We start from the raw sequence: 22,489 nt of genomic DNA, 5'->3' as shown, positions 1-22,489 counted from the left end.
TGATTCCACAATTTTTTACGGAATCGTTACTTTTTAGCTGTAAAAAAAATAAAGAATGAAATTATATAGTGCAAAACAGATTTATAAGGCAGATCAGATTTCTATTAAAAAACAGGAAATAGGTAGTAATGAATTAATGGAACGTGCAGCCTTACAGCTCTTTAATTGGATGCATTTGCGTATGCAGGGTGCACCTGTTAAAATTCATTTATTCTGTGGTATTGGTAATAATGGGGGAGATGGTATTGCCCTTGCCAGACATCTGGTAGATCACGGTTATAATGTTGAAGTGTATGTTATAAATTATAGTGAGAAGCGCTCAAAAGATTTTCTAATCAATTTAGATAGATTGAAAGACCGTAAGGTTTGGCCGCATTTTATGAATTCTGATGATGAACTTCCTGTAATTGGTAAGGAGGATATTATCGTAGACGGAATTTTCGGAATAGGCTTAAACAGAACTCCCGATGCATGGGTGGTTAAGGTTATTCAACATTTAAATAATTCTCAGGCATTTATTCTTTCTATTGATATTCCTTCGGGATTATTCACCGATCAAGGTCCGGAAGATTTTGATGCTATTATAAAATCTAATTTCGTGTTGAGTTTTCAAACTCCTAAACTAGTATTTTTCTTACCAAAAACGGGAATATACATTGAACAGTGGGAAGTTTTAGATATAGGACTAGATCCAGAATATTTAAGAGTTACGGAAACCGACTATGAACTCATTGGAAAAAATGAAGTGCTTACCTTATATAGGCCTCGCGAGAAATACGGACATAAAGGGACTTACGGGCATTCGTTAATAATTGGCGGTAGCTATGGTAAAATGGGCTCAGTTTGTCTTTCATCTAAAGCAGCATTGTATTCAGGTAGTGGTTTAGTTACCGCATTTGTTCCTAAAATAGGATATAGCATTTTGCAAACCTCAATACCAGAAATTATGGTTCTGACCGATGCCAATGAAAATGAGCTTACAGATTTGAAATTTGATATAGAACCAACGGTTATCGGAGTAGGTATTGGGATAGGAACAAGTGCGGCAACAGTTAAAGCTTTATCTGGTTTTTTGAAAAGTAATAAGCTGCCATTGGTACTTGATGCCGATGCACTTAATATACTTTCTCAGCATAAAGATTTATTGAAAGAATTGCCAGAAGATTCTATTTTGACTCCGCATCCAAAAGAACTGGAACGATTAATAGGAAAATGGAAAGACGATTTCGATAAACTTGCCAAGGTTAAGAAATTTTCGAAAAAGTATAAATGTATTGTTGTAATTAAAGGTGCGCACACTGTTATAGTATACAATGCAAAAGGTTATGTAAATACAACTGGTAACCCAGGTATGGCTACAGCAGGTAGTGGTGATGTCTTAACAGGTATAATAACAGGTTTAAGAGCTCAAGGTTATCCTGCTTTAGATGCGGCAATATTCGGCGTCTATTTGCATGGTAGAGCTGGTGATATTGCGGTAGAGTATACAGGTTTTCAATCTTTAACAGCAACTCATCTAATAGATAATTTAGCGGGTGCTTATTTAGACCTTTTTAAAATGCCAGAACAACATGTAGTAGAAGAAGAAAATCAACCAAGTTGATTTTCTTTAAGAGTTTACTCTTCTTTTTACCCATTTTAGAGCATTATCATATTCAATGAAAAACTTCATGGGTTTTTTGTAGAACAGTTTTTCAATCTTAAAGTTATGCATGTCTATCTCTTTAACAGAAACAATAGCAAAAGCTTTAAGATTGTCTAGTTGTTTTAGATAGTTATATATGGTTGGGTCGATGGCAAATGAGTGTTTGCGTAGACTAATAAAACCGAAGTTTTTATCTCTAAAGTGAATTTCAGAAATACCAATAATTTGATATGCTCTTTCTAGAGTTAACGTAGCTCCTTCATCAAAGATGGATACCATGTAGTTCTCATATACTTGAATTTTTCCTGTTTCTAATTCGTATTCCCTTACAATTACCTTCTTCTTGGTTGATCCAATCTTCATTCTATTCGTATTAATATAGTGTGTCTGAAGCGAAAGTAAAAGGAACTACATTCTCTAGGTAAATTTTTAGTTTAAACGCGAAAATATCGTTCATACTGCGTATGGCTACTATTCAGTGTGTTTTTATTCTTACAATTAAAAATGAATTGTACGAAAAAGGAGCCCTACAATAGGGCTCCTTTTTTATATTTAAGTAAAGTATAAATACCTAGGATTTAGGTGATTCTTCTTCTGCTTTTTCAATTTTAATAGTTAGCTCTTCACTTTTCTTATCAAGATCGATAAAAATACTATCGCCCTCTTTAAGCTTAGAATTCACTATTTCTTCCGCTAAGGCGTCTTCAATGTATTTTTGTATTGCTCTTTTAAGCGGTCTAGCACCGTACTGTTTGTCAAAGCCTTTCTCTGCTATATAATCTTTAGCTTCATTTGTTAAGTTCAAGTGATAGCCAATATCCTTGATTCTCTTAAATAATTTAGCTAATTCAATATCTATTATCTTATGAATGTCTTCTCTTTCAAGAGCGTTGAAAACAATAACATCATCAATTCTATTCAAGAATTCAGGAGCGAAAGCTTTTTTCAATGCATTTTCGATAACACCTTTTTGATGAGAGTCTTCTTGAGATTTTTTAGCTGAAGTACCGAAACCGACACCTTGACCAAAATCTTTCAATTGTCTTGCTCCTATGTTTGAAGTCATAATGATGATCGTATTTCTAAAATCAATTTTACGACCCAGACTATCAGTTAAGAAACCATCATCTAATACCTGTAAAAGCATATTGAATACATCTGGATGAGCTTTTTCAACTTCATCAAGTAAAATTACAGCGTAAGGTTTTCTTCTAACTTTCTCAGTTAATTGTCCGCCTTCTTCATAACCAACGTATCCTGGAGGTGCACCAACTAATCTAGAAATAGCAAACTTCTCCATATACTCACTCATATCTATACGAATAAGTGCGTCTTCTGAATCAAAAAGCTCTTTCGCTAATACTTTAGCTAATTGTGTTTTACCAACACCTGTTTGTCCTAAAAATATAAACGAACCAATTGGCTTGTCAGGATCTTTAAGTCCAGCTCTGTTACGTTGAATCGCTTTAGAAACTTTAGCAACCGCTTCGTCTTGTCCAATTACGTTCGACTTAATTAGTTCTGGCAATCCGGCTAATTTGTTACTTTCCGTTTGTGCAATTCTGTTAACAGGTATACCGCTCATCATAGAAACAACATCAGCAACATTATCTTCGCTAACGGTCTCTTTGTTCAGTTTACTATCATCTTCCCACCGTTCTTGAGCAATGGCAAGGTCCTTTTCTAGACTTTTTTCGTCATCACGTAGTTTAGCTGCTTCTTCATATTTCTGCTTCTTAACAACACTGTTTTTAAGCTCACGAACATCTTCTAATTTCTTTTCCAATTCAAGAATTTGTTTTGGAACGTCCATATTTACAATATGTACACGAGAACCAGCTTCATCAAGGGCGTCAATAGCTTTGTCCGGTAAAAAACGATCTGTCATGTATCTATTTGTCAATTTAACGCAAGCTTCAATAGCCTCGTCGGTATAGGTTACATTATGGTGGTCTTCGTATTTACCTTTTATATTATGTAAGATTTCAATTGTTTCATCAACTGTAGTTGGCTCAACAATTACTTTTTGAAAACGTCTTTCTAATGCGCCATCCTTTTCAATATACTGTCTGTATTCGTCAAGGGTTGTTGCACCGATACATTGAATTTCACCTCTTGCCAATGCCGGTTTGAACATGTTCGAAGCATCTAAACTTCCGGTAGCTCCACCTGCACCTACAATAGTATGAATTTCATCAATGAATAAAATTACATCATCGTTTTTCTCAAGTTCGTTCATTACGGCCTTCATTCGCTCTTCGAACTGACCACGATACTTCGTACCAGCAACTAAAGATGCAAGATCAAGGGTAACAACTCTTTTGTTAAAAAGAATTCTTGAAACTTTCTTGTTAATAATGCGTAATGCAAGACCTTCGGCAATGGCACTTTTACCAACACCTGGCTCACCAATAAGCAATGGGTTATTCTTTTTTCTTCTACTAAGAATTTGAGAAACCCTTTCAATTTCTTTTTCTCTACCAACAACTGGATCTAGTTTATTTTCCTCAGCCATTTGGGTAAGGTCTCTACCGAAGTTATCTAATACCGGAGTTTTAGATTTCTTAGTGCCTTTTTGGCTAGAGGCGGCACCAAAAGTGCTTTCTTTACCTTCATTGGCATCTTCAGAATCACTAGGGAAAGATTCGGCAGTTGGGCCGTCAACCATATCGTCGTCGCTTGTAATCATAAATTTAAACTGTTCTTTAACACCATCATAGTCAACTTTCAGCTTATGTAAAAGTTTTGTAGTCGGGTCATTTTCATTTCTAAGAATACAAAGCAAGAGGTGCGCAGTATTAATAGAAGAGCTTTGAAAAAGCTTAGCTTCTAAAAATGTTGTTTTTAAAGCACGTTCTGCCTGTCTCGTTAGGTGTAAATTCTTTTTATCTTTTTGTACGCCACTAGCGTTAGGGTTCGAAGGACTAAGAATTTCTACTTTTCTACGTAGATGTTCTAAATCAACTTCTAAAGCATCTAAAATGCTTATAGCCTTCCCGTTTCCATCTCTAAGAAGCCCTAGCATGAGGTGCTCGGTACCGATAAAATCGTGACCAAGTCGCAATGCTTCCTCTTTGCTATATGCAATTACATCCTTTACTCTTGGGGAAAAATTATCATCCATATACTATATTATCTACTATAAAATTACTAAATCTCATCCAATCCATGGCAAATACCGTACCTATAATCGTTAAAGTTATTGTAAAACCCATTAAATGTGGCTCTATTATGACTTAAATAAGAATATAAACTGAAAATTAACACAAGTCGACCAAGTGTTAATAAAAAATAACATTATTAAAAGCACTTATTCTTAAAACGCTCAGGATTTAAGTATATTGGCATGCTTTTTTACTAATTAAAAAACAGAAGATTTTAAAATGGCTGACGGTGAAAAATTGATTCCTATTAATATTGAAGATGAAATGAAATCTGCCTACATTGATTACTCAATGTCGGTCATTGTGTCACGAGCCCTGCCAGATGTCAGGGACGGATTGAAACCCGTGCACAGAAGAGTTTTATTTGGAATGCATGAATTAGGGGTTAGAAGTAATAGCTCTCATAAAAAATCTGCGCGTATTGTCGGGGAGGTTTTAGGAAAGTATCACCCACACGGGGATACTTCGGTTTATGATGCAATGGTGCGTATGGCTCAAGAATGGAGTTTGCGATATATGCTTGTAGATGGTCAAGGTAACTTTGGATCTATAGATGGTGATAGCCCTGCAGCAATGCGTTATACGGAAGCCCGTATGCGTAAGATTGCAGATGATATGCTTTCCGATATAGAAAAAGAAACGGTAGACTATCAATTGAATTTTGATGATTCATTAAAAGAACCTACGGTATTGCCGACTAGAGTTCCAAACCTTTTGGTTAACGGCGCGTCTGGTATTGCAGTAGGTATGGCTACCAACATGCCGCCACATAACCTTTCTGAGGTTATTGATGGTACGGTTGCCTATATAGATAATAATGATATTGAGATCGATGAGCTAATTACCCATATAAAAGCTCCGGATTTTCCAACAGGTGGAATAATCTATGGCTATGATGGGGTAAAAGAAGCTTTTCATACAGGTAGAGGTCGTGTTATGATGCGTGCCAAGGCAACTTTCGAAGAAGTTCAAGGTAGAGAGTGTATTATTGTTCATGAAATTCCTTATCAAGTCAATAAGGCAGACATGATTAAGAAGACTGCCGATCTTGTAAATGATAAGAAAATCGAGGGAATTTCAAATATTAGGGACGAATCTGACCGTAATGGTATGCGAATCGTTTATATCTTAAAAAGAGATGCAATACCTAATATTGTATTGAACATGTTGTTTAAGTATACAGCATTACAAACTTCTTTTAGTGTCAATAATATTGCCTTGGTTAATGGAAGGCCAAGATTATTGAACGTTAAGGAAATGATCCATTATTTTGTGGAGCATCGCCATGAAGTTGTGGTTAGACGAACTCAGTTTGAGTTGAAAAAGGCTGAAGATCGCGCGCATATTTTAGAAGGATTGATAATTGCTTCTGATAATATAGATGAAGTAATTGCTATCATTAGAGCATCGAATAATGCTGATGAAGCTCGTGCAAACTTGATGGAGCGCTTTAAGTTAAGTGAAATTCAGGCAAAGGCGATCGTAGAAATGCGATTACGTCAGCTTACCGGTCTTGAGCAAGACAAGCTTAGAACCGAATACGATGAAATTATTCTTTTAATAGCCGATTTAAAAGACATACTTGATAAAAAAGAACGCAGAATGCAAATCATTAAAGATGAATTGCAAGAGATAAAAGATAAGTACGGAGATGAAAGAAGATCTGTAATTAACTTTGCAGGTGGTGATCTTAGTATGGAAGATATGATCCCAGATGAGCAAGTGGTAATTACCATTTCTCATGCCGGTTACATCAAAAGAACTCCGTTATCAGAATATAAAACACAGAATAGAGGTGGAGTAGGTCAAAAAGCCTCTTCGACTAGAAATGAAGATTTCTTAGAACATCTCTTTGTTGGCACCAATCACCAATACATGTTGTTCTTTACGCAAAAAGGGAAATGTTTCTGGATGCGTGTTTATGAGATTCCCGAAGGAAGTAGAACTTCAAAAGGTAGAGCAATACAGAATCTGATAAACATTGAGCAAGATGATAGTGTAAAAGCTTTTATCTGTACTCAAGATTTGAAAGATGAAGAATATGTAAACGGTCACTTTGTCATTATGGCTACCAAAAAAGGTATTGTTAAGAAGACCTCTTTAGAGCAATATTCAAGACCACGTCAAAATGGTATAAATGCAATTACCGTGCGTGACGGTGATGAATTGCTAGAGGCAAAATTAACCACGGGTACTAGTGAAATTTTCTTAGGTCTTAAGTCTGGTAAAGCTATTCGATTTGAAGAAAGTAAGACCAGACCAATGGGTAGAAATGCATCTGGTGTTAGGGGTATTACTTTGGCTAACGATGACGATGAGGTAATAGGTATGGTATCGGTTCATAATCTTGAAGACGAAATTTTAGTAGTTTCTGAAAAAGGATATGGCAAACGTTCGAGTATAGAAGATTACAGAGTTACGAATAGAGGAGGTAAAGGTGTTAAGACTATCAGTGTTACAGATAAAACAGGTGGCTTGGTAGCTATTAAAAATGTTACTGACTCAGATGATTTAATGATTATCAACAAATCAGGTATTGCAATTCGTATGAGCGTAGAAGATTTACGTGTAATGGGTAGAGCAACACAAGGTGTACGATTAATAAACATTAAAGGTAACGACTCTATTGCTGCTGTTGCCAAGGTAATGAAAGATGAAGATGATTTAGAAGAATCTGAAATACGTGATATTGAGGTAGATGCAGAAGATGGCACGGAGATTGATAATTCTGATACCGAAGATGGCACAGAGATTGATAATCCTGATACCGAAGAATAAACATCATAAATTTTAAACACTAATAATTAATATATTAAAAATGAAAAATAGATTATTACTTGTAGCAGCGCTATCATTTACTATGATAGGTTTTGCTCAGAAAAATGAAATAAAAGATGCAGAAAAAGCATTGAAATCAGGTGATTCTGCCGGGGCACAAACTGCTCTTGAGGCTGCATCTGGTACTATTGCTGCTGCTGATGAGAAAACGCAGGCACAATACTATTTCACTAGAGGTAAAATTTATAGTGATTTGGCTAAAAAAGGAAATAATGATGCGTTTGAAAAATCAGCAACTTCTTTCAAAAAGGTTATTGAATTAGAAGAAGCTTCTGGTAAGCAGAAATATACTTCTGAAACAAACCAATATATGGCATCGTTGACTGCTGATTTAGTAAACTCTGCGGTTAGCGATAACGGTAATAACAAGTTTAAAGAGGCTGCAGAAAAATTGTACATGAGTTACACACTTAGCCCTAAAGATACTTCATACTTGTATTATGCTGCAGGTAGTGCGGTAAATGGTGGTCATTATGAAATGGCATTAGATTACTATAATAAACTACAAGAAGTAGGTTATGATGGTGGTGGAGTTGTTTATAAGGCTACAAGTGCCGTATCTGGTGAAGTGGAAGAGATGGATAAGGTTCAACGTGATCTTATGGTTAAATCTGGTACGTATTCAAATCCTGTAGATGAGAAAACTCCATCTAAACAAGCTGAGATTGTTAAGAATACAGCTTTGATCTATACGCAATTAGGTCAAGATGAAAAAGCTTTAGAGGCTTACCAACAAGCTAGAAAGAACGATCCAGAAGATGTTAATTTGATTCTTAATGAAGCAAATTTATATTTCAACCAAGGTAATAAAGATAAGTTTAAAGAATTGATGGCTCAAGCTATCGCTTTGGCGCCAGATAATCCTGATCTTCATTATAATGTTGGTGTAATCAGTATGGAGCAAGAAAATTACGAAGATGCACGTGTGTCTTACAAAAAAGCTATTGAAATTGATCCAAAGTACACAAATGCATACTTAAACCTTTCTACAACGTATGTAAATGAAGGTAACGCATTAATTGATGAAATGAATTCGTTGGGTAACTCTAGAGCTGATATTGCAAAATACGATGAGCTAAAAGAGAAAAAAGATGGTTTGTTTAAGCAGGGTGCTGATGTATTGGAAAGTGCATTGAAGAACAGTCCTGATAACGAAAATGTAATGACTCAGCTCAAGAATATTTATGGAGCTATGGGTGATACAGAAAACTTCACTAAAATGAAGAAGTTGTTAGGCGAGTAATTAATAGCACGCTATAAAATTAAAAGGCCCTTATTAGGGCCTTTTTTTATATCACTTTTTTTATGACTCTTAATTGATGCGTATAAGTTCTTAGGTCATTATTAAAAATACCGGTGTGATCTATGCGATCTATTCGAACTTTACCGTTGACATGAATAACATAATTATCGTCCATAATAATACCTACGTGGTCAATAACACCATTGACATTGTCGAAAAATGCCAAATCGCCAGCCTCACTTTCTTCAACAAAACTTAGCGCTGTACCTTGTGTCGATTGTTGTTCTGCGGTTCGTAAAAGATGATATCCATTAATTCTATACACCAATTGTGTAAAGCCTGCACTGTCAATACCGAATGGGGATTTTCCTCCTTTTAATTCCGGAGAATTTAAATATAGCAATGAGATATTGGTCAAATTCTCTTTAGGTTGTTGGTTACTTAAGAGATTACCTTTGAAATTTACAGACAATGATGGGATATCGTTAATACATGAACCGATAACTATAGGTGTTTCAATTTCATTAGCATCTTTAACAAACGAAATTAAGTCGGCAACATAATTAAAATGTTTGCTTTTTTGAATCTCATTAAATTCATTATCGGTTATAAATGTCAATTGACTATTCATTATCCAGCCCTCGCACTTGTCGAAAATAGTTTTTATTCTAGACCAGTTTTTTCGGCTTTCAAGTATTTTGTAGTGCTCCCCGAACAAAAGTTGGGTAACTAACTCAGATATTTCATCTGGTATACTTCTAATTGGAACAATGCTTAATTGACAAATACCGTATTGCATGTAATTTTTTGAGCGCTTAAACCCTTTCAATAATTATTGCCGATGCACCACCACCGCCATTACAAATTGCAGCGGCTCCTAGTTTTGCATTATTTTGTTCCAATACATTTAGTAGTGTAATAAGAATACGTGCACCAGAGCAACCTAATGGGTGACCTATAGAAACTGCACCACCATTTACATTTACATTCTTATCGTTTAGACCTAATATTTTCATATTAGCAAGACCAACCACAGAAAATGCTTCGTTAAATTCAAAGAAATCTATTTCTTCTAAATTTAAATTAGATTTTGCCAATGCTTTTGGTAAAGCTTTTGCTGGTGCCGTAGTAAACCATTCTGGCTCATGAGCAGCATCTGCATAACCTTTTATAACCGCTAATGGCTTTAAATTTAGTTCCTCTGCTTTTTCTCTACTCATTAAAACTAGAGCAGCGGCACCATCGTTAATTGTAGAGGCATTTGCGGCCGTTACCGTACCGTCTTTAGAGAAGGCAGGTCTTAAGTTGGGTATTTTATCGATGAATACATTACTGAATTCTTCATCTTTTATAACCATTTTAGGCTCTCCGCGTCTCTGTGGAACTGCAACTGGTATAACTTCATTATCAAATTTCCCGTTTTCCCACGCATCAGAAGATCTCTTGTATGATTGTATAGCGTAAGCATCTTGATCTTCTCTGCTGAATTCGTATTTAGTAGCACAAGCATCGGCACAAACACCCATAGCGTTTTCATCATATGCATCTACTAAACCATCTTTTTGCATGCCGTCGATTAAAGAAGTAGGTCCGAATTTGGTACCTGTTCTCATATGAACGTAATGAGGTATTAGGCTCATATTTTCCATACCCCCAGCAACAACAATATCTGCATCACCAAGAGCGATAGCTTGCGCACCTTGCATAACAGCTTTCATACCAGAGGCACAAACTTTGTTTATGGTAGTACAAGGTACGGTATTCGGAATACCGGCAAATATGGCTGCCTGTTTAGCAGGTGCTTGTCCAGTTCCGGCTTGTACCACATTTCCCATGATAACTTCATCTACCAATGTAGGATCAAGATTTATTTTCTTTAATACACCTTCAATAGCAACCGCCCCTAATTTCGGAGCAGGTATGGTTGATAATCCGCCCATAAAACTTCCTATTGGGGTTCTAACAGCAGAAACAATAACGACCTCTTTCATGTTTTTAATTATTTGATGTCACGAAATTACTAAATTCTATAGCAACCCGAGGGATATCGTTTCAATTACTAGATATCAGATTATAATTTTCTATTTTTGAAGAACCTAATACAATTTCTTTTGGATAATCTTTACAAACAGCAATCGCTCATTTTCAAATACATACTCTATGTTGTAGCTGTTGCTTTTATAGTGTTTTTTTTACCCAAGGGAGGTAAATTCAAGTATGAGTTTCAAAAAGGTAAACCTTGGCAATTTGAAAACTTATATGCGCCATTTGATTTTTCGATACAAAAAACAGATACTGAAATAGCCAAAGAGAAGCAGGTAATTGAAAGTAATCAACTACCGTACTATCGATATGACCAGGCTGAGGTTGAAAAAGTTACAGAACAATTTGAGAAAAAATTTGAAGATAAGTGGGGTAACACATCACTTAGGGAAAATCAGAAAAAGAGGTTAAAGTATTTTTCTCAGGTTATATTAGATTCCGTCTACGCCAAAGGAATTTTACAAAATAATGGGAAGCAAGTTCAGCGCAGTTTTATTTTTTTGGTGAAGAATAATGAGGCTAGTAAAGTAAGGGTTTCAGATTTTTTTAGGGTCAGCGAAATTAATGACCTAATAGGTAGAGTTCTTGCCGATAATAATTTATCGGTTTTCGAAAAAGATACCCAGTCTCTATTTTTTGACATAATTGCGCCCAATGTAAGTTTTGATAATAACCTTACCCAAAAAGCAAGAAATGAAGCCCTATCTAAACTCTCATATACAAGAGGTACGGTTGATCAGGGTCGATTAATAATTGCAAAAGGTGAAGTTGTTGAAGCTGAAAATCTTAAGATATTAGAGTCTTTAAAATCTGAATACGAATCAGAATTATGGACAGCGAATAACTATTATTATATTTTAATCGGGTATACGGTACTAGTAGCACTGGTACTTATAATGTTGTTCCTATTCCTAAAAAAATATAGAAGAACGGTGTATGAAAATAATGTAAAAGTTACGTTCATCTTCTTTAATATACTGCTCATGGTTTTTATAACAACTATTGTTATAAAGTACAATGATCAATTAGTGTTTGTAGTACCATTATGCATACTTCCATTAATTTTAAAAACTTTTTTTGATGCCCGGTTAGGTCTATTTGTGCATGTATTGACTATTCTAATTTTAGGTTTTGTAGTACCCAATAGTTTTGAATATATATTCTTGCAGATAATTACCGGTATAGTAACTATACTTACCGTTTCTGAGTTGTATAAAAGGGCAAACCTTTTTGTGAGTGTTGGTCAAATAACACTTATTTATATAATTGGTTATTTGGCGTTCCATACCATACACGAAGGTGATTTAAGTGATATTGAGTGGTATACATTAGGTCTTTTTCTGTTAAACGGAATGATTACTCTTTTTGTGCAGCCATTAATTTATATCTATGAAAAGCTCTTTGGTCTTGTGTCAGATGTATCGCTGTTGGAGTTGTCAGATACCAATTCTAAACTTTTGAAAGAATTATCTAACAAGGCACCGGGTACATTTCATCATTCGTTACAAGTAGCCAATTTAGCTGAGGCGGCCGCTAACGAAATTGGGGCGAATGCCATGTTGGTTAGGGTAGGGGCTTTATATCATGATATTGGTAAAATGAACGAGCCTACCTATTTTACCGAAAATCAGGTTACGAATGTAAATCCGCATGACGAGCTGAGCCCAAAAGACAGCGCACGTATTATAATTGATCATGTTATTAAGGGGATTGAGATTGCTAGAAAGAATAACTTACCTGACCGTATTATAGATTTTATACGTTCGCATCATGGCACTACTTTGGTGTTTTACTTTTACAAAAAGCAAAAAGAATTGGATGATGATGTAAACGAAGAGGATTTTAGGTACCCTGGGCCATTACCATTTTCTAGAGAAACTGCAATTTTAATGATGGCAGATTCGGTAGAAGCAGCATCAAAAAGTTTAAAAAATCCAACTTTTTTAATTATTGATGAGTTTGTTGACAAGATAATTTCTGGTCAAATGAAGGCAAATCAATTTTTGAATGCAGATATTACCTTTAAAGAAATTGAAACAATCAAGAAAATTTTTAAGCAAAAGCTAATAAATATCTATCATTTGCGTGTGGAATATCCTGAGTAACAGGGTAGTATTTTTTTATTGAAAAAAAACATTAAAAATAGTTGCGTAAAACGAGTTATACTTATACATTTGCATCCGCTATTTAGAGCAACAGTTCATTGAAGAATTACTGGAGAGGTGCCTGAGTGGCCGAAAGGAACGGTTTGCTAAATCGTCGTAGGTGGAAACACTTACCCAGGGTTCGAATCCCTGTCTCTCCGCAACAATGTGTTGAGAGACATATTTTTAGATAACCAATTCGGGGTGTAGCGTAGCCCGGTTATCGCGCCGCGTTTGGGACGCGGAGGTCGCAGGTTCGAATCCTGCCACCCCGACAAATGATAGTATCAATCTATACCAAAAACCTGTTAATCTTATGATTAACAGGTTTTTATGGTTTTAGGGGTATCATAATAAAACAATTATATCCAAAGAACACGTCAACAATTCGGTTAACAAATTAATTTTTTAAATAGTGTTGACCGAATTGTTAAAATTCCTGTGTTTAGGCTAAATAAATGTATCTTTAAGTGATTTGACTTTCGTCTGATAACAACATCTAATGTTAACAAACAGACGAAATCATGAAAACATCTTCTTCATTCAGTATTCTGTTTTGGGTAAACTTATCCAGAACAAAGAACAGTAAGGCATCTCTTTACGCACGGATTACCGTAAACGGAAAAAGGGCCGCCATCAGTTTAAATCGCAAAGTTTTAATAACCGACTGGGATAGTGACAGAAATAGGGCAAAGGGCACCGCGCAAAAATCACGTATACTTAATACCTATCTAGATGAAACCTATAATCAGTTATTTCAAGCCTATCAAGACTTAAAGTCCGAACATAAGCAGATAACAGCACAATCGATTAAAGCACGCTACCTTGGTTTGGATGAAATCAACCGTTCGGTTATGGAAATTATTAGCTATCACAACGATGATATGAAAGGCAAGTTAAAGTGGGGGACTCAAAAGAACTATTTTACTACACAGCGCTATATCTCTAACTTTATATTGGAAGCGTATAATTCTACGGATATGTTTCTAAAAGAATTGGATTATGACTTTATCATAAGGTTCGAGAAATATTTACGGGCTTACATTCCCCAAGAACATCATAAAAAAATGGGTAATAACACGGTAATGAAGCACATAGAACGCTTTAGAAAATTAATTAATTAATTTGTCTTTTAAGTTAGGATGGATGTTGAGCGACCCGTTCGCTAATTTTCATGCAAAGTTTATTAAAACGGAAAGGGGCTTTTTGAGTCTATTAGAACTTCAGGAAATAGAAAAAAAGAATTTTACCATCCCTAGATTGCAACTAGTAAGGGATTTGTTTGTCTTCAGTTGCTATACAAGTTTGAGTTATATTGATGCTATCAATCTTAGCGCTGATAATATTCGCATTGGCATTGATGGGGAACTATGGATTTATTATAACCGTGAAAAAACAACCAAGCCTATTCATATTCCTTTACTGCCAAAAGCTTTGGATATCATAGAGAAGTATAAGGATAATTCAAAATCGATTGCACAAGGCAGGGTGTTTCCCAAAATATCGAACCAGAAATTGAATTCCTATTTAAAGGAAATTGCAGACGTGTGCGGTATAGAAAAGAATCTCACGTTTCATATTGCCAGGCATACTTTTGCCACAACCGTCACCTTAAGTAACGGGATGCCTATAGAAACCGTTTCAAAATTACTGGGACATTCAAAGATAGCTACTACTCAAATTTATGCGAAGGTTATTGAACGCAAGGTAAGTGACGATATGGATCGCTTAAGGAAGCATTTTAATACTATTGAATGCCATACCTATAAAAGCTCTTAGTGCCTATAATATGCTTTAAAAATAAAAATAAGGTACTTAAAGGACGAAATAGTTCAAATGGAACAGTGGATAAATTTTAAATTCAGGGATATCAAGTATTTTGTGAATTACTTATTACAAGAAGATAAGATACTGGTTCGCATCTTAGTTAGCCCCAATCCTATATATTAGGCAGAAAAACTCCATTCCAAGAAAAGTGCTTTGTTAGTAAGATTTTTATGATCTATAATTTGTAAATTCTACGTAAACAGTCAAAATTAAATTTGAACTAAAAAACTAGTAGATCGCTATTCAGATATACGCTAGAATTCTTCAACAAAAGATTAGTTTGGACATGAAAAACCTGAGAATGCAATTAAACAATGTTGAAATAAATCCAAAAATCAGTTTTCATATATGGCATTTTAACTATAAAGTGCATTAAAATGAGTATCATTTTATATCAAGACTTGATTTATGAAGTATTTATTTCATTTGGCTGGTGCTCGAACCCTCTTCGTTCAGACCAACCAGAGTCGAGTACTTGCTGAAATTCACTTCTCGTGTTGACGATTTGTGAACTTACTTATGATAGTCTTTCGTATCCTTTTCCTAGTTCTCAGTAAAAATAGAGCTTTTAGTACAAATAAAAAACCTATAGTAGTCTGTTAACATAAGTGGGTTAGGATTAAACTACACACCTAACACAAGGAATATGCTTGAATGAGCTTTGATTTATTTATTCAGCTAAAATTCATCGATGCCGGTTAAATTCCGGCAAATAATTAAATTAAAATAAAGTTGTAAAAGTCTAATTAGATTTTATTCGCTAAGAGGTGAGTGATTAAGTTAATCCCGATCCTACCGGTAGTATTGGATTAAAAGCAAAAAACTTTATTACTAATATTAAACCTTTTAAAGCTAGATGAGTGCTGAGTTCAACTCATAAGTGCAACAATCTTATTATTTAGGACTTCAATAGGATTGTAATGGCACTTGTTACTGGTATACTTTGCTTCTTTGTTAGCTCTACCTAGTAGGTAATCTTAATCTTTTGCTCACTTCTTGTTGGGCTACCTATTGCTTATATCTCTTTTTTATCTTCCATAATCAAAATTACTATCCGTTTTCTCCATTAGAAATGAGCAGAGACTACTTTTATTTGCTAACTTGAGCTACAAGCACAATGGCTGTACGTAATTGCTTGGTTTTTGCCTGCTTATTAAGTTGACTAAAAATTTTGAAAGAGCTTAAAAAACATATAAAAAAAATAGTTTCCTTAAATGAAGAAGAATGGGGCATTTTAAAAAATGGTTTAAAAAAGATTTCCTATTCAAAAGGAGATTTAATTTTATCTGAAGGAGAACATTGTGATTTTGTTGGATTTGTTAAGACAGGCCTTTTTCGATTTTATATTATAAAAGAAGGCAATGAAAAAACAACTGACTTTTGGTTTCCGCTAGATTTTTTTTCGGACTATAGAAGTTTCCTTACCAACAAACCTTCTAATTATAATATAGAAGCAATGGAATCAGGAACTATTTGGAAATTGAAAAGAGCATATATGAATAAGCATTATGACGAATCTGTAAATTTTAATAAATTAGGTAGAATAATTGCAGAACAAATTTTTTTGATGAAGTCTTTACGCTTAGATAGTTTTTTAATGGATACCCCAAAAGAGCGCTACTTAAGGCTACTCATTAAAGACCCAAACATTCTTCAAACTGTGCCGCAATATATGATTGCTTCCTATTTAGGAATTACTCCAGAATCTTTAAGTAGAATAAGAAAACGTATTTAAACATTTATTGACGAAAGTCAATCATATGAAGATGTTATTCACTCTAAATTTGTACCAAACAGAGTATTTTGGTACAAAAAAATATAGTTATACTTATTTCATTTTTTATATTTTATGAGTGTAGTATTGCCCAAGAGCCTCAAGATTCTTTACAAGAAAAACAAATAAAACAGGTTAAAGAAAGGTTTCCAAAAACTAGTCTTCTTAATTTTGATATTAGTGAAAGTTTAAATAGAAATTTTAGCTCCGAATTTTTAAATCAAAATTTAAACGATGGTGTAATTACAAATCAAAGAAATTATATTTTTTCAACTAATATTCCTCTTTACAAGAAAGTTGGATGGGAATTGAGCACATTTCTTTCCTATCAATTCAACCAATTTAAATTTCAAAATCTTCAAAATAACTCCTCTTTTGAAGGAGTTCCAGTGCTATTTGAGCAAGACAATACTGTTAATTTTCATTACTTATCGGCGGAGTTTACGGCAGAATATTTTACTTATCTATTTAAAAAATTACCGATAAAATTAACTGTAAGTGCGATAGCGGACTCAAATGAACAGCATTTAGGTCGAATAAAAGGTTCTTTAGGGTTTCTTCTATTCTTAAAAGGAACAAATCGCACTTTGATTGGATTAGGGGCTCTAGGAAATATAGATTCCAGTTCCCAAAATCCTGTATTACCATTATTTCTTTATAAACATCAATTTAGAGACCTAAGATGGGAATTAATTTTTCTCTTACCGCGAATGCTGTATTTACGTAAACTAATGGGAGAAAAAGGAAGGTTGTCGCTAGGATCAACATTTGGGAGTGATGTGTTATACGTGAATTCTAATCACCAATCATTAGTCAATCTTTTAGAATATAATCAATTGGAACTAAAGGCAGGTCTGTTGTATGAACATCGTTTTAATGATTTTTTAGTAGGTAAGTTAGAAGCAGGCGTTCATAAGGTATTTAATAGTATACTTTTAGAGAAAGGAGCAGCAGCAAGTAACTATATTTATGAAAATAGACAAGATGCTACAACCTATTTTAAACTAGGTATATCGATTAATCCTTTTGCCAATAAAACATCTAATTAAAACTTTACAATTTCAATATGATACAAGTATTTAAAACAAATATTAAAAAAGATTCGGAGAGTTATGTTCTCAATATACTTTCATCAATTAAAGAAATTTATAAAATAGATTTTGATTTTGAAGATTGCGATCATATTCTAAGAATAGAATCTAACAAGGACATAATTTCAGAAGTAAAAACTGTATTGATCTCGGAAGGAATTTATTGTGAAGAACTTTAGTCTATTTATCCCAAAACTTGGATTAAAAAAAATCAAAAGATAATACAATGAAAAAATCAATAAAACATTTACTATCAATTTTAAGTCTTATCACGCTATTTGGATTTTTTTTATTTTTTTACTTGACAGATTTACGTCCTGATGGCTATAAATATCCAAACGATATTGCAAAAGCTAAAAATCTTCTTGAAGCTATGGGTAAAGAACATCAAATTGACAATTGGAATACTATTGAAACTTACAACGTTATATTTGAGGATGAATTTTATGGGTTCTTAGGACGAAAAACCCACTCTTTTCCTGAACAAAAAATAGAGTTCTCTTTAAACTATATCCCAAAAACCTTTAATGGTCAATTAAAAATCTTAAGTGGGAAAGAGAAAAATACCGTTTGGGGAATTCAATCATGGAAGACTTACTATTTAGATGAAAAAGGTAATCCTAAAGTAAAAGAGAACAAGAACATAAAGTTTTATATTCCTACGTACCAATATTTCATCGAATTCCCAAGTCGAATTCAAGAGGCTACTTCTATTGATTATTTAGGAGCCAAAATGATTAATGGTATAAAAGCTGAAGGAATAATAGCTTCTTGGAATACTGTCGCACCTCAAAATGATTTAGACCAATATATTATATGGATAGATTCTGAAAGTAAGAGAATAATCAAAATAGTTTATACCGTAAGGGATAAATATCGATTTGTTACTGGTGAGGCCTCTTTCCAGGATTACAAGGATTATGACGGAATTCTTCTCCCAAGCACTATACCAGTAAAATCGAACCTCTTGAAAGAGGGTTATTTACATAAAATGAGTATTAAATCTTTTACTTTAAATCAGGTTTCTTCTAAATCTCTAACTCCTTTCAACTAAAAAACTTAAAATAATGAAACATTTATATTTTCTATTTATACTAATATTAAGTATTTCCGTTAATGGGCAAAGCATAGTCGGGGAATGGGAAACCATCGATGATAAGACTAATAAAAGGAAAGCTCTTATTGAAATTTATGAAAAAGACAAACTCTATTTTGCTAAAATCACCAAAACCTTTGATGGAGATAAGGATGCGGTTTGTGAGAAATGTGTAGGAGATAAAAAAGGTCAACCCATAGTTGGATTGGTAATTGTTCAAAATATAAAAAATAACGGGAATAAATTTGAGAGTGGAACCATTTTAGACCCAGAATCCGGGGAAACATATAACTGTAATTTAGAACTTATCGATAAAAATAAACTTAAGGTTAGAGGTTTTCTTGGATTTTCAATTTTTGGAAGAACACAGTATTGGCTAAGAAAAGAAGTAAGATAGGCATTACGTTTTAGCGAAAAAGTATTAATAATCTGTTCTTTTATTACAACAAGACTTTTTTTGGGCGTAAGAGAACTTAAAACCAATGTAAGTAATTGATTGAAAATTATTTTGATAAGGCGTTTGAACTGCGTTATTTTGAAATGAACTCATTAGGCAATGCTTCGCCAACTATAATCTTAACTTTATTAGAAGAAACAGCGGCCGACCACTGCTACGCTATAAAACATAGCTTATTTCAATTGAAGAATCTAAATATTGGATGGGTACTAGTTTCTGGATATATGCAAATGGATCGATATCCTAGTTATAAAGAAAAAATCACTATTAGAACTTGGTTGTCCCAATATTCAAAAATTAGGGGGTATCGGGAAAATATTATTTATGATGAACAAAATACGATTATTGGAAGATCTAGGGGCTTATGGGTTTTCTTTAATATAGCCAAAAGAAGGCCTATACAAATTTTTGATGCTATAAAGGAAAACTGGTCATTTTGTTCATTTAAAAGTATCGATTACAGTATCTCTGAAAAAGTTAGCCCAATCAATGAATCAGATTATGAATTAAAATTTATAGTTAATAGGTATGATACCAATATGAATAATCATGTAAATAATATTAGATATTTACAATGGGTTATTGAATCAGTTCCTGAAGAAATTGTAAATAATTACTTTTTATATTCCATAACAGGAAGATTCATTGCAGAAGCTCATTATAAACAAACCGTTACATCATTGATTAACAACAATTATAATAATAAGCAGGAAATATCATTTAACCACACTATAAAAATAGAAGGTAGTGATACCATCTGCGCAACAGCCAAATCAACATGGAAAAGAAAATACGAAAGGGATTATTACCATTCCAAATAGTAAATTTAAACAAATAGAAAAATGAAGTATTCAAGACTTTATAACAAAAAAACAAAAGTTGAAAAATTTGCTATTGAAATTAAAGGCCAATGGCAAATGATTAAAGACGAAAAAATCACTTTCTTGGATCTAATAAATCTGCCTGCTAACAAAATTGATTCACTACAAATGGAATTAATTGAAGAATTTGAATCTTACCAACAAAGAATATCATTCCAGCCAACCGCTTACAGAGACTTTATGCTTTATGAAAAACACGCTATAGATGCTGCAAGAGGTTTTGTAAAAAAGTATATGGTTTACTTACTTCCAGTAGTTATGACTTACGAGAAAATTTTTAGAAGGCCTTTTCCAAAGTTAAAACCTAAAAAGAGGTTCTATCAACATCCTATTTATTATATGGGTAATCATTTGAATTTTATTTCTGAAGGAGATTCTATCAAAATTCCATCTTATACAAAAGAAATGGATTATGAATTAGAACTGGGGGTAGTCATCTGTAAACCTTTAAAAAATGCATCCATTGATCAGGTCAATGATGCCATTGGAGGTTTTTTAATTTTGAACGATTTTTCAGCAAGAGACATACAACTAGACGAAATGGATAGTGGTTTTGGCCCAATGAAAACCAAAAATTTTGGTAGTTCTATATCCTCCGTAATTGTTAGGAAAGAATCGCTTATTCACCAAGTTGACAACTTGAAAGTAAAAGTTATTATCAATGGAAAAACCATTGTTGAAAGTAACACAAAAGATAAAACCTATTCTTTGCAAGAAGCAATTGCATATGCTTCTTGGGAAGAACAATTATATCCTGGTGAATTATTTGGCTCAGGCACAATTCCTGGTTGCACAGGTATTGAAAACGGAGTAATGCTTAACAAGGGAGATACCATTACTTTGGAAATAGAAGGGATTGGTTCTTTAACCAATAAGATTGATTAAATGAAAGACTACGAAATCATTTTAGATGAAGCCATAAAAGGAATGGGCTTCGTGCCTAATAGTTTACATAGAATGAGTGCTAAGCCAAATATATTAGGAGCTTTTTCTATACTATATGCTAATATTAAAGGATTTTCTTCTTCAAAGACTACTATTTGGACAGGTGTCAAATTATTTTTAAAGAATCTACGTTGGACATTAAAGGCTAAAAGGGAAAGTCATTTAGAGGTTCCTGCCTATTTAAAAGATCTTATAGCAAATGTTGCAAGTAATGCAGCTGGTTGCCGGTATTGCCAGGCACATACCGCACATACAGCTCACAAGAATGGTGTTGCACTTGAGAAAATTCAAAAAATATGGGAATTTCAAACATCTGACTTATTTTCAGAACAAGAACGAGTGGCTTTAAACTTTGCAATGGCTGATGGAAGTGTTCCTAATCAAGTTACTACAGAACATCATAAAAAATTGGCTAAGTTTTTTACAGAACCACAAATTATCGAAATTGTTTCTACAATTGCCATTTTTGGCTTTCTAAACCGTTGGAATGATTCCATGGCAACTGAGTTAGAAGATGAACCTCTTCTATTTGGAAATAAATATCTTTATAAAAATTGGGAACCAGGAAAGCATCAAACAAAATGAGCAAAATAATAGATCTTTCTAAAACTATTCAATACAATTCTGATGACCCATTCTTTATGAAGGTAAAAATCAAGCATAAGTCACATAAAAAAGCTAAATGGCTGGTTAGGTTTTTAGGGTTACCTTTCCGCTTATTTCCAAAAAAATTTACTGGCTGGGCAGATGATGAAATTAGAAAAATGGGAGTTCATTCTACAACTCATATTGATGCGCCTTGGCATTATGCACCAACTTGTATGGGTAAACGAGCAAAAACTATTGATGAAGTTCCTCTAGAGTGGTGTTTTGGTGAGGGTATTGTTATTGATATGACTCATAAAAAAGACTTTGATTCAATTACTTCTAAAGATATAAAAGGATTTCTACAAAAAGAAAAACTGTCCTTAGCTCCAGAAATGATTGTACTCATAAAAACAGGAAGAGACCAATTAATGGGTACAAAAGATTTTTTTTATAAAGGAACTGGAATGAGCGCTGAAGCTACAGAATGGATTATAAAACAAGGAATAAAAGTAATGGGAATTGACCAATGGGGATGGGACTTGCCATTACCATATTTAATTAAAAAAGCTAAAAAAAGCAATAACTCTGAATTATTTTGGGAAGCACATTTAGTAGGTGTTGATTACGAATACTGCCATATGTGGAAAGGACGGACATAGTATACCACCCCCGCCGGGTTAAAGTGAGCATAGCAATTTTTATGGTAAACCCTGTTATAGCCAAGTATGAAACGATTTTTTAAGTGGTTCAAAT

At 33.8% G+C, this 22,489-nt stretch carries 18 protein-coding genes and 2 tRNA genes; 16 read left to right on the top strand and 4 right to left on the bottom strand.

The genetic code is table 11. The annotated features are described in order from the left end of the window. The first annotated feature begins 55 nt into the window (after positions 1 to 55). Positions 56 to 1,603, top strand: coding sequence for an NAD(P)H-hydrate dehydratase (locus ACPF9A_RS02580; RefSeq protein ID WP_424001385.1), 1,548 nt, complete (start codon positions 56 to 58; stop codon positions 1,601 to 1,603). 6 nt (positions 1,604 to 1,609) lie between these two features. Here the strand turns inward: ACPF9A_RS02580 and ACPF9A_RS02575 are convergent, their stop codons facing one another. Together ACPF9A_RS02575 and ACPF9A_RS02570 are read right to left on the bottom strand one after the other, a co-directional pair. After that, on the bottom strand, positions 1,610 to 2,008 hold the full coding sequence (locus ACPF9A_RS02575) for an STAS/SEC14 domain-containing protein (RefSeq protein WP_424001383.1): 399 nt from the start codon (positions 2,006 to 2,008) through the stop codon (positions 1,610 to 1,612). Positions 2,009 to 2,216: 208 nt separating this feature from the next. After that, positions 2,217 to 4,769, bottom strand: a complete 2,553-nt coding sequence (locus tag ACPF9A_RS02570) for an ATP-dependent Clp protease ATP-binding subunit (protein ID WP_424001381.1) — start codon at positions 4,767 to 4,769, stop codon at positions 2,217 to 2,219. A gap of 259 nt (positions 4,770 to 5,028) precedes the next feature. Between ACPF9A_RS02570 and gyrA the strand changes: the two genes are divergently transcribed. Then, on the top strand, positions 5,029 to 7,587 hold the full coding sequence (gene gyrA / locus ACPF9A_RS02565; RefSeq protein ID WP_424001379.1) for a DNA gyrase subunit A: 2,559 nt from the start codon (positions 5,029 to 5,031) through the stop codon (positions 7,585 to 7,587). Between the two features lie 40 nt (positions 7,588 to 7,627). Next, positions 7,628 to 8,890 carry a tetratricopeptide repeat protein gene (locus ACPF9A_RS02560; RefSeq protein ID WP_424001377.1) on the top strand — a complete coding sequence of 421 codons (1,263 nt, stop codon included), beginning with the start codon at positions 7,628 to 7,630 and terminating at the stop codon, positions 8,888 to 8,890. Positions 8,891 to 8,936: 46 nt separating this feature from the next. Here the strand turns inward: ACPF9A_RS02560 and ACPF9A_RS02555 are convergent, their stop codons facing one another. Further along, positions 8,937 to 9,689, bottom strand: coding sequence for an NlpC/P60 family protein (locus ACPF9A_RS02555; protein WP_424001375.1), 753 nt, complete (start codon positions 9,687 to 9,689; stop codon positions 8,937 to 8,939). Between the two features lie 16 nt (positions 9,690 to 9,705). Next, positions 9,706 to 10,881 (bottom strand): acetyl-CoA C-acyltransferase, encoded by a 1,176-nt coding sequence (locus ACPF9A_RS02550; protein WP_424001373.1) that lies wholly within the window; start codon positions 10,879 to 10,881, stop codon positions 9,706 to 9,708. 96 nt (positions 10,882 to 10,977) lie between these two features. Between ACPF9A_RS02550 and ACPF9A_RS02545 the strand changes: the two genes are divergently transcribed. The 13 genes from ACPF9A_RS02545 (at position 10,978) to ACPF9A_RS02485 (ending at position 22,395) form a co-directional block, all read left to right on the top strand. Continuing rightward, positions 10,978 to 13,038: an HD family phosphohydrolase gene (locus ACPF9A_RS02545; RefSeq protein ID WP_424001371.1), complete on the top strand. Its 2,061-nt coding sequence runs from the start codon at positions 10,978 to 10,980 to the stop codon at positions 13,036 to 13,038. 111 nt (positions 13,039 to 13,149) lie between these two features. Beyond that, positions 13,150 to 13,238: transfer RNA gene (locus ACPF9A_RS02540), tRNA-Ser, on the top strand. A 39-nt stretch (positions 13,239 to 13,277) separates the two neighbouring features. After that, positions 13,278 to 13,352, top strand: a tRNA-Pro gene (locus ACPF9A_RS02535). Between the two features lie 249 nt (positions 13,353 to 13,601). After that, complete coding sequence (locus tag ACPF9A_RS02530) at positions 13,602 to 14,201, top strand: phage integrase SAM-like domain and Arm DNA-binding domain-containing protein (protein ID WP_424001369.1); 600 nt, start codon at positions 13,602 to 13,604, stop codon at positions 14,199 to 14,201. Position 14,202: 1 nt separating this feature from the next. Then, positions 14,203 to 14,856 (top strand): site-specific integrase, encoded by a 654-nt coding sequence (locus tag ACPF9A_RS02525; RefSeq protein WP_424001367.1) that lies wholly within the window; start codon positions 14,203 to 14,205, stop codon positions 14,854 to 14,856. A 1,219-nt stretch (positions 14,857 to 16,075) separates the two neighbouring features. Next, complete coding sequence (locus ACPF9A_RS02520) at positions 16,076 to 16,639, top strand: Crp/Fnr family transcriptional regulator (RefSeq protein WP_424001365.1); 564 nt, start codon at positions 16,076 to 16,078, stop codon at positions 16,637 to 16,639. 68 nt (positions 16,640 to 16,707) lie between these two features. Further along, the gene (locus tag ACPF9A_RS02515) at positions 16,708 to 17,727 is read left to right on the top strand and encodes a hypothetical protein (RefSeq protein WP_424001363.1); all 1,020 of its coding nucleotides are present in this window, start codon (positions 16,708 to 16,710) and stop codon (positions 17,725 to 17,727) included. A gap of 268 nt (positions 17,728 to 17,995) precedes the next feature. Next, positions 17,996 to 18,823: a hypothetical protein gene (locus ACPF9A_RS02510; RefSeq protein ID WP_424001361.1), complete on the top strand. Its 828-nt coding sequence runs from the start codon at positions 17,996 to 17,998 to the stop codon at positions 18,821 to 18,823. 13 nt (positions 18,824 to 18,836) lie between these two features. Next, positions 18,837 to 19,262 carry a DUF2147 domain-containing protein gene (locus ACPF9A_RS02505; RefSeq protein WP_424001359.1) on the top strand — a complete coding sequence of 142 codons (426 nt, stop codon included), beginning with the start codon at positions 18,837 to 18,839 and terminating at the stop codon, positions 19,260 to 19,262. A 95-nt stretch (positions 19,263 to 19,357) separates the two neighbouring features. After that, entirely contained in the window at positions 19,358 to 20,143 is a 786-nt protein-coding gene (locus ACPF9A_RS02500; RefSeq protein ID WP_424001357.1) for an acyl-[acyl-carrier-protein] thioesterase, read from the top strand. Between the two features lie 21 nt (positions 20,144 to 20,164). After that, positions 20,165 to 21,088, top strand: coding sequence for a fumarylacetoacetate hydrolase family protein (locus ACPF9A_RS02495; protein WP_424001355.1), 924 nt, complete (start codon positions 20,165 to 20,167; stop codon positions 21,086 to 21,088). Next, positions 21,089 to 21,733 (top strand): carboxymuconolactone decarboxylase family protein, encoded by a 645-nt coding sequence (locus ACPF9A_RS02490; protein WP_424001353.1) that lies wholly within the window; start codon positions 21,089 to 21,091, stop codon positions 21,731 to 21,733. Beyond that, positions 21,730 to 22,395: a cyclase family protein gene (locus tag ACPF9A_RS02485; RefSeq protein ID WP_424001351.1), complete on the top strand. Its 666-nt coding sequence runs from the start codon at positions 21,730 to 21,732 to the stop codon at positions 22,393 to 22,395. Before ACPF9A_RS02490 ends, ACPF9A_RS02485 begins: the two co-directional genes overlap by 4 nt. The last annotated feature ends 94 nt before the right edge of the window (positions 22,396 to 22,489 follow it).

The sequence above is a fragment of the Maribacter sp. IgM3_T14_3 genome (assembly GCF_049603095.1).
Lineage (GTDB): Bacteria > Bacteroidota > Bacteroidia > Flavobacteriales > Flavobacteriaceae > Maribacter.
Note: the sequence above shows the minus strand (reverse complement) of the source record. Positions and strands in the feature narration are given on the sequence as shown.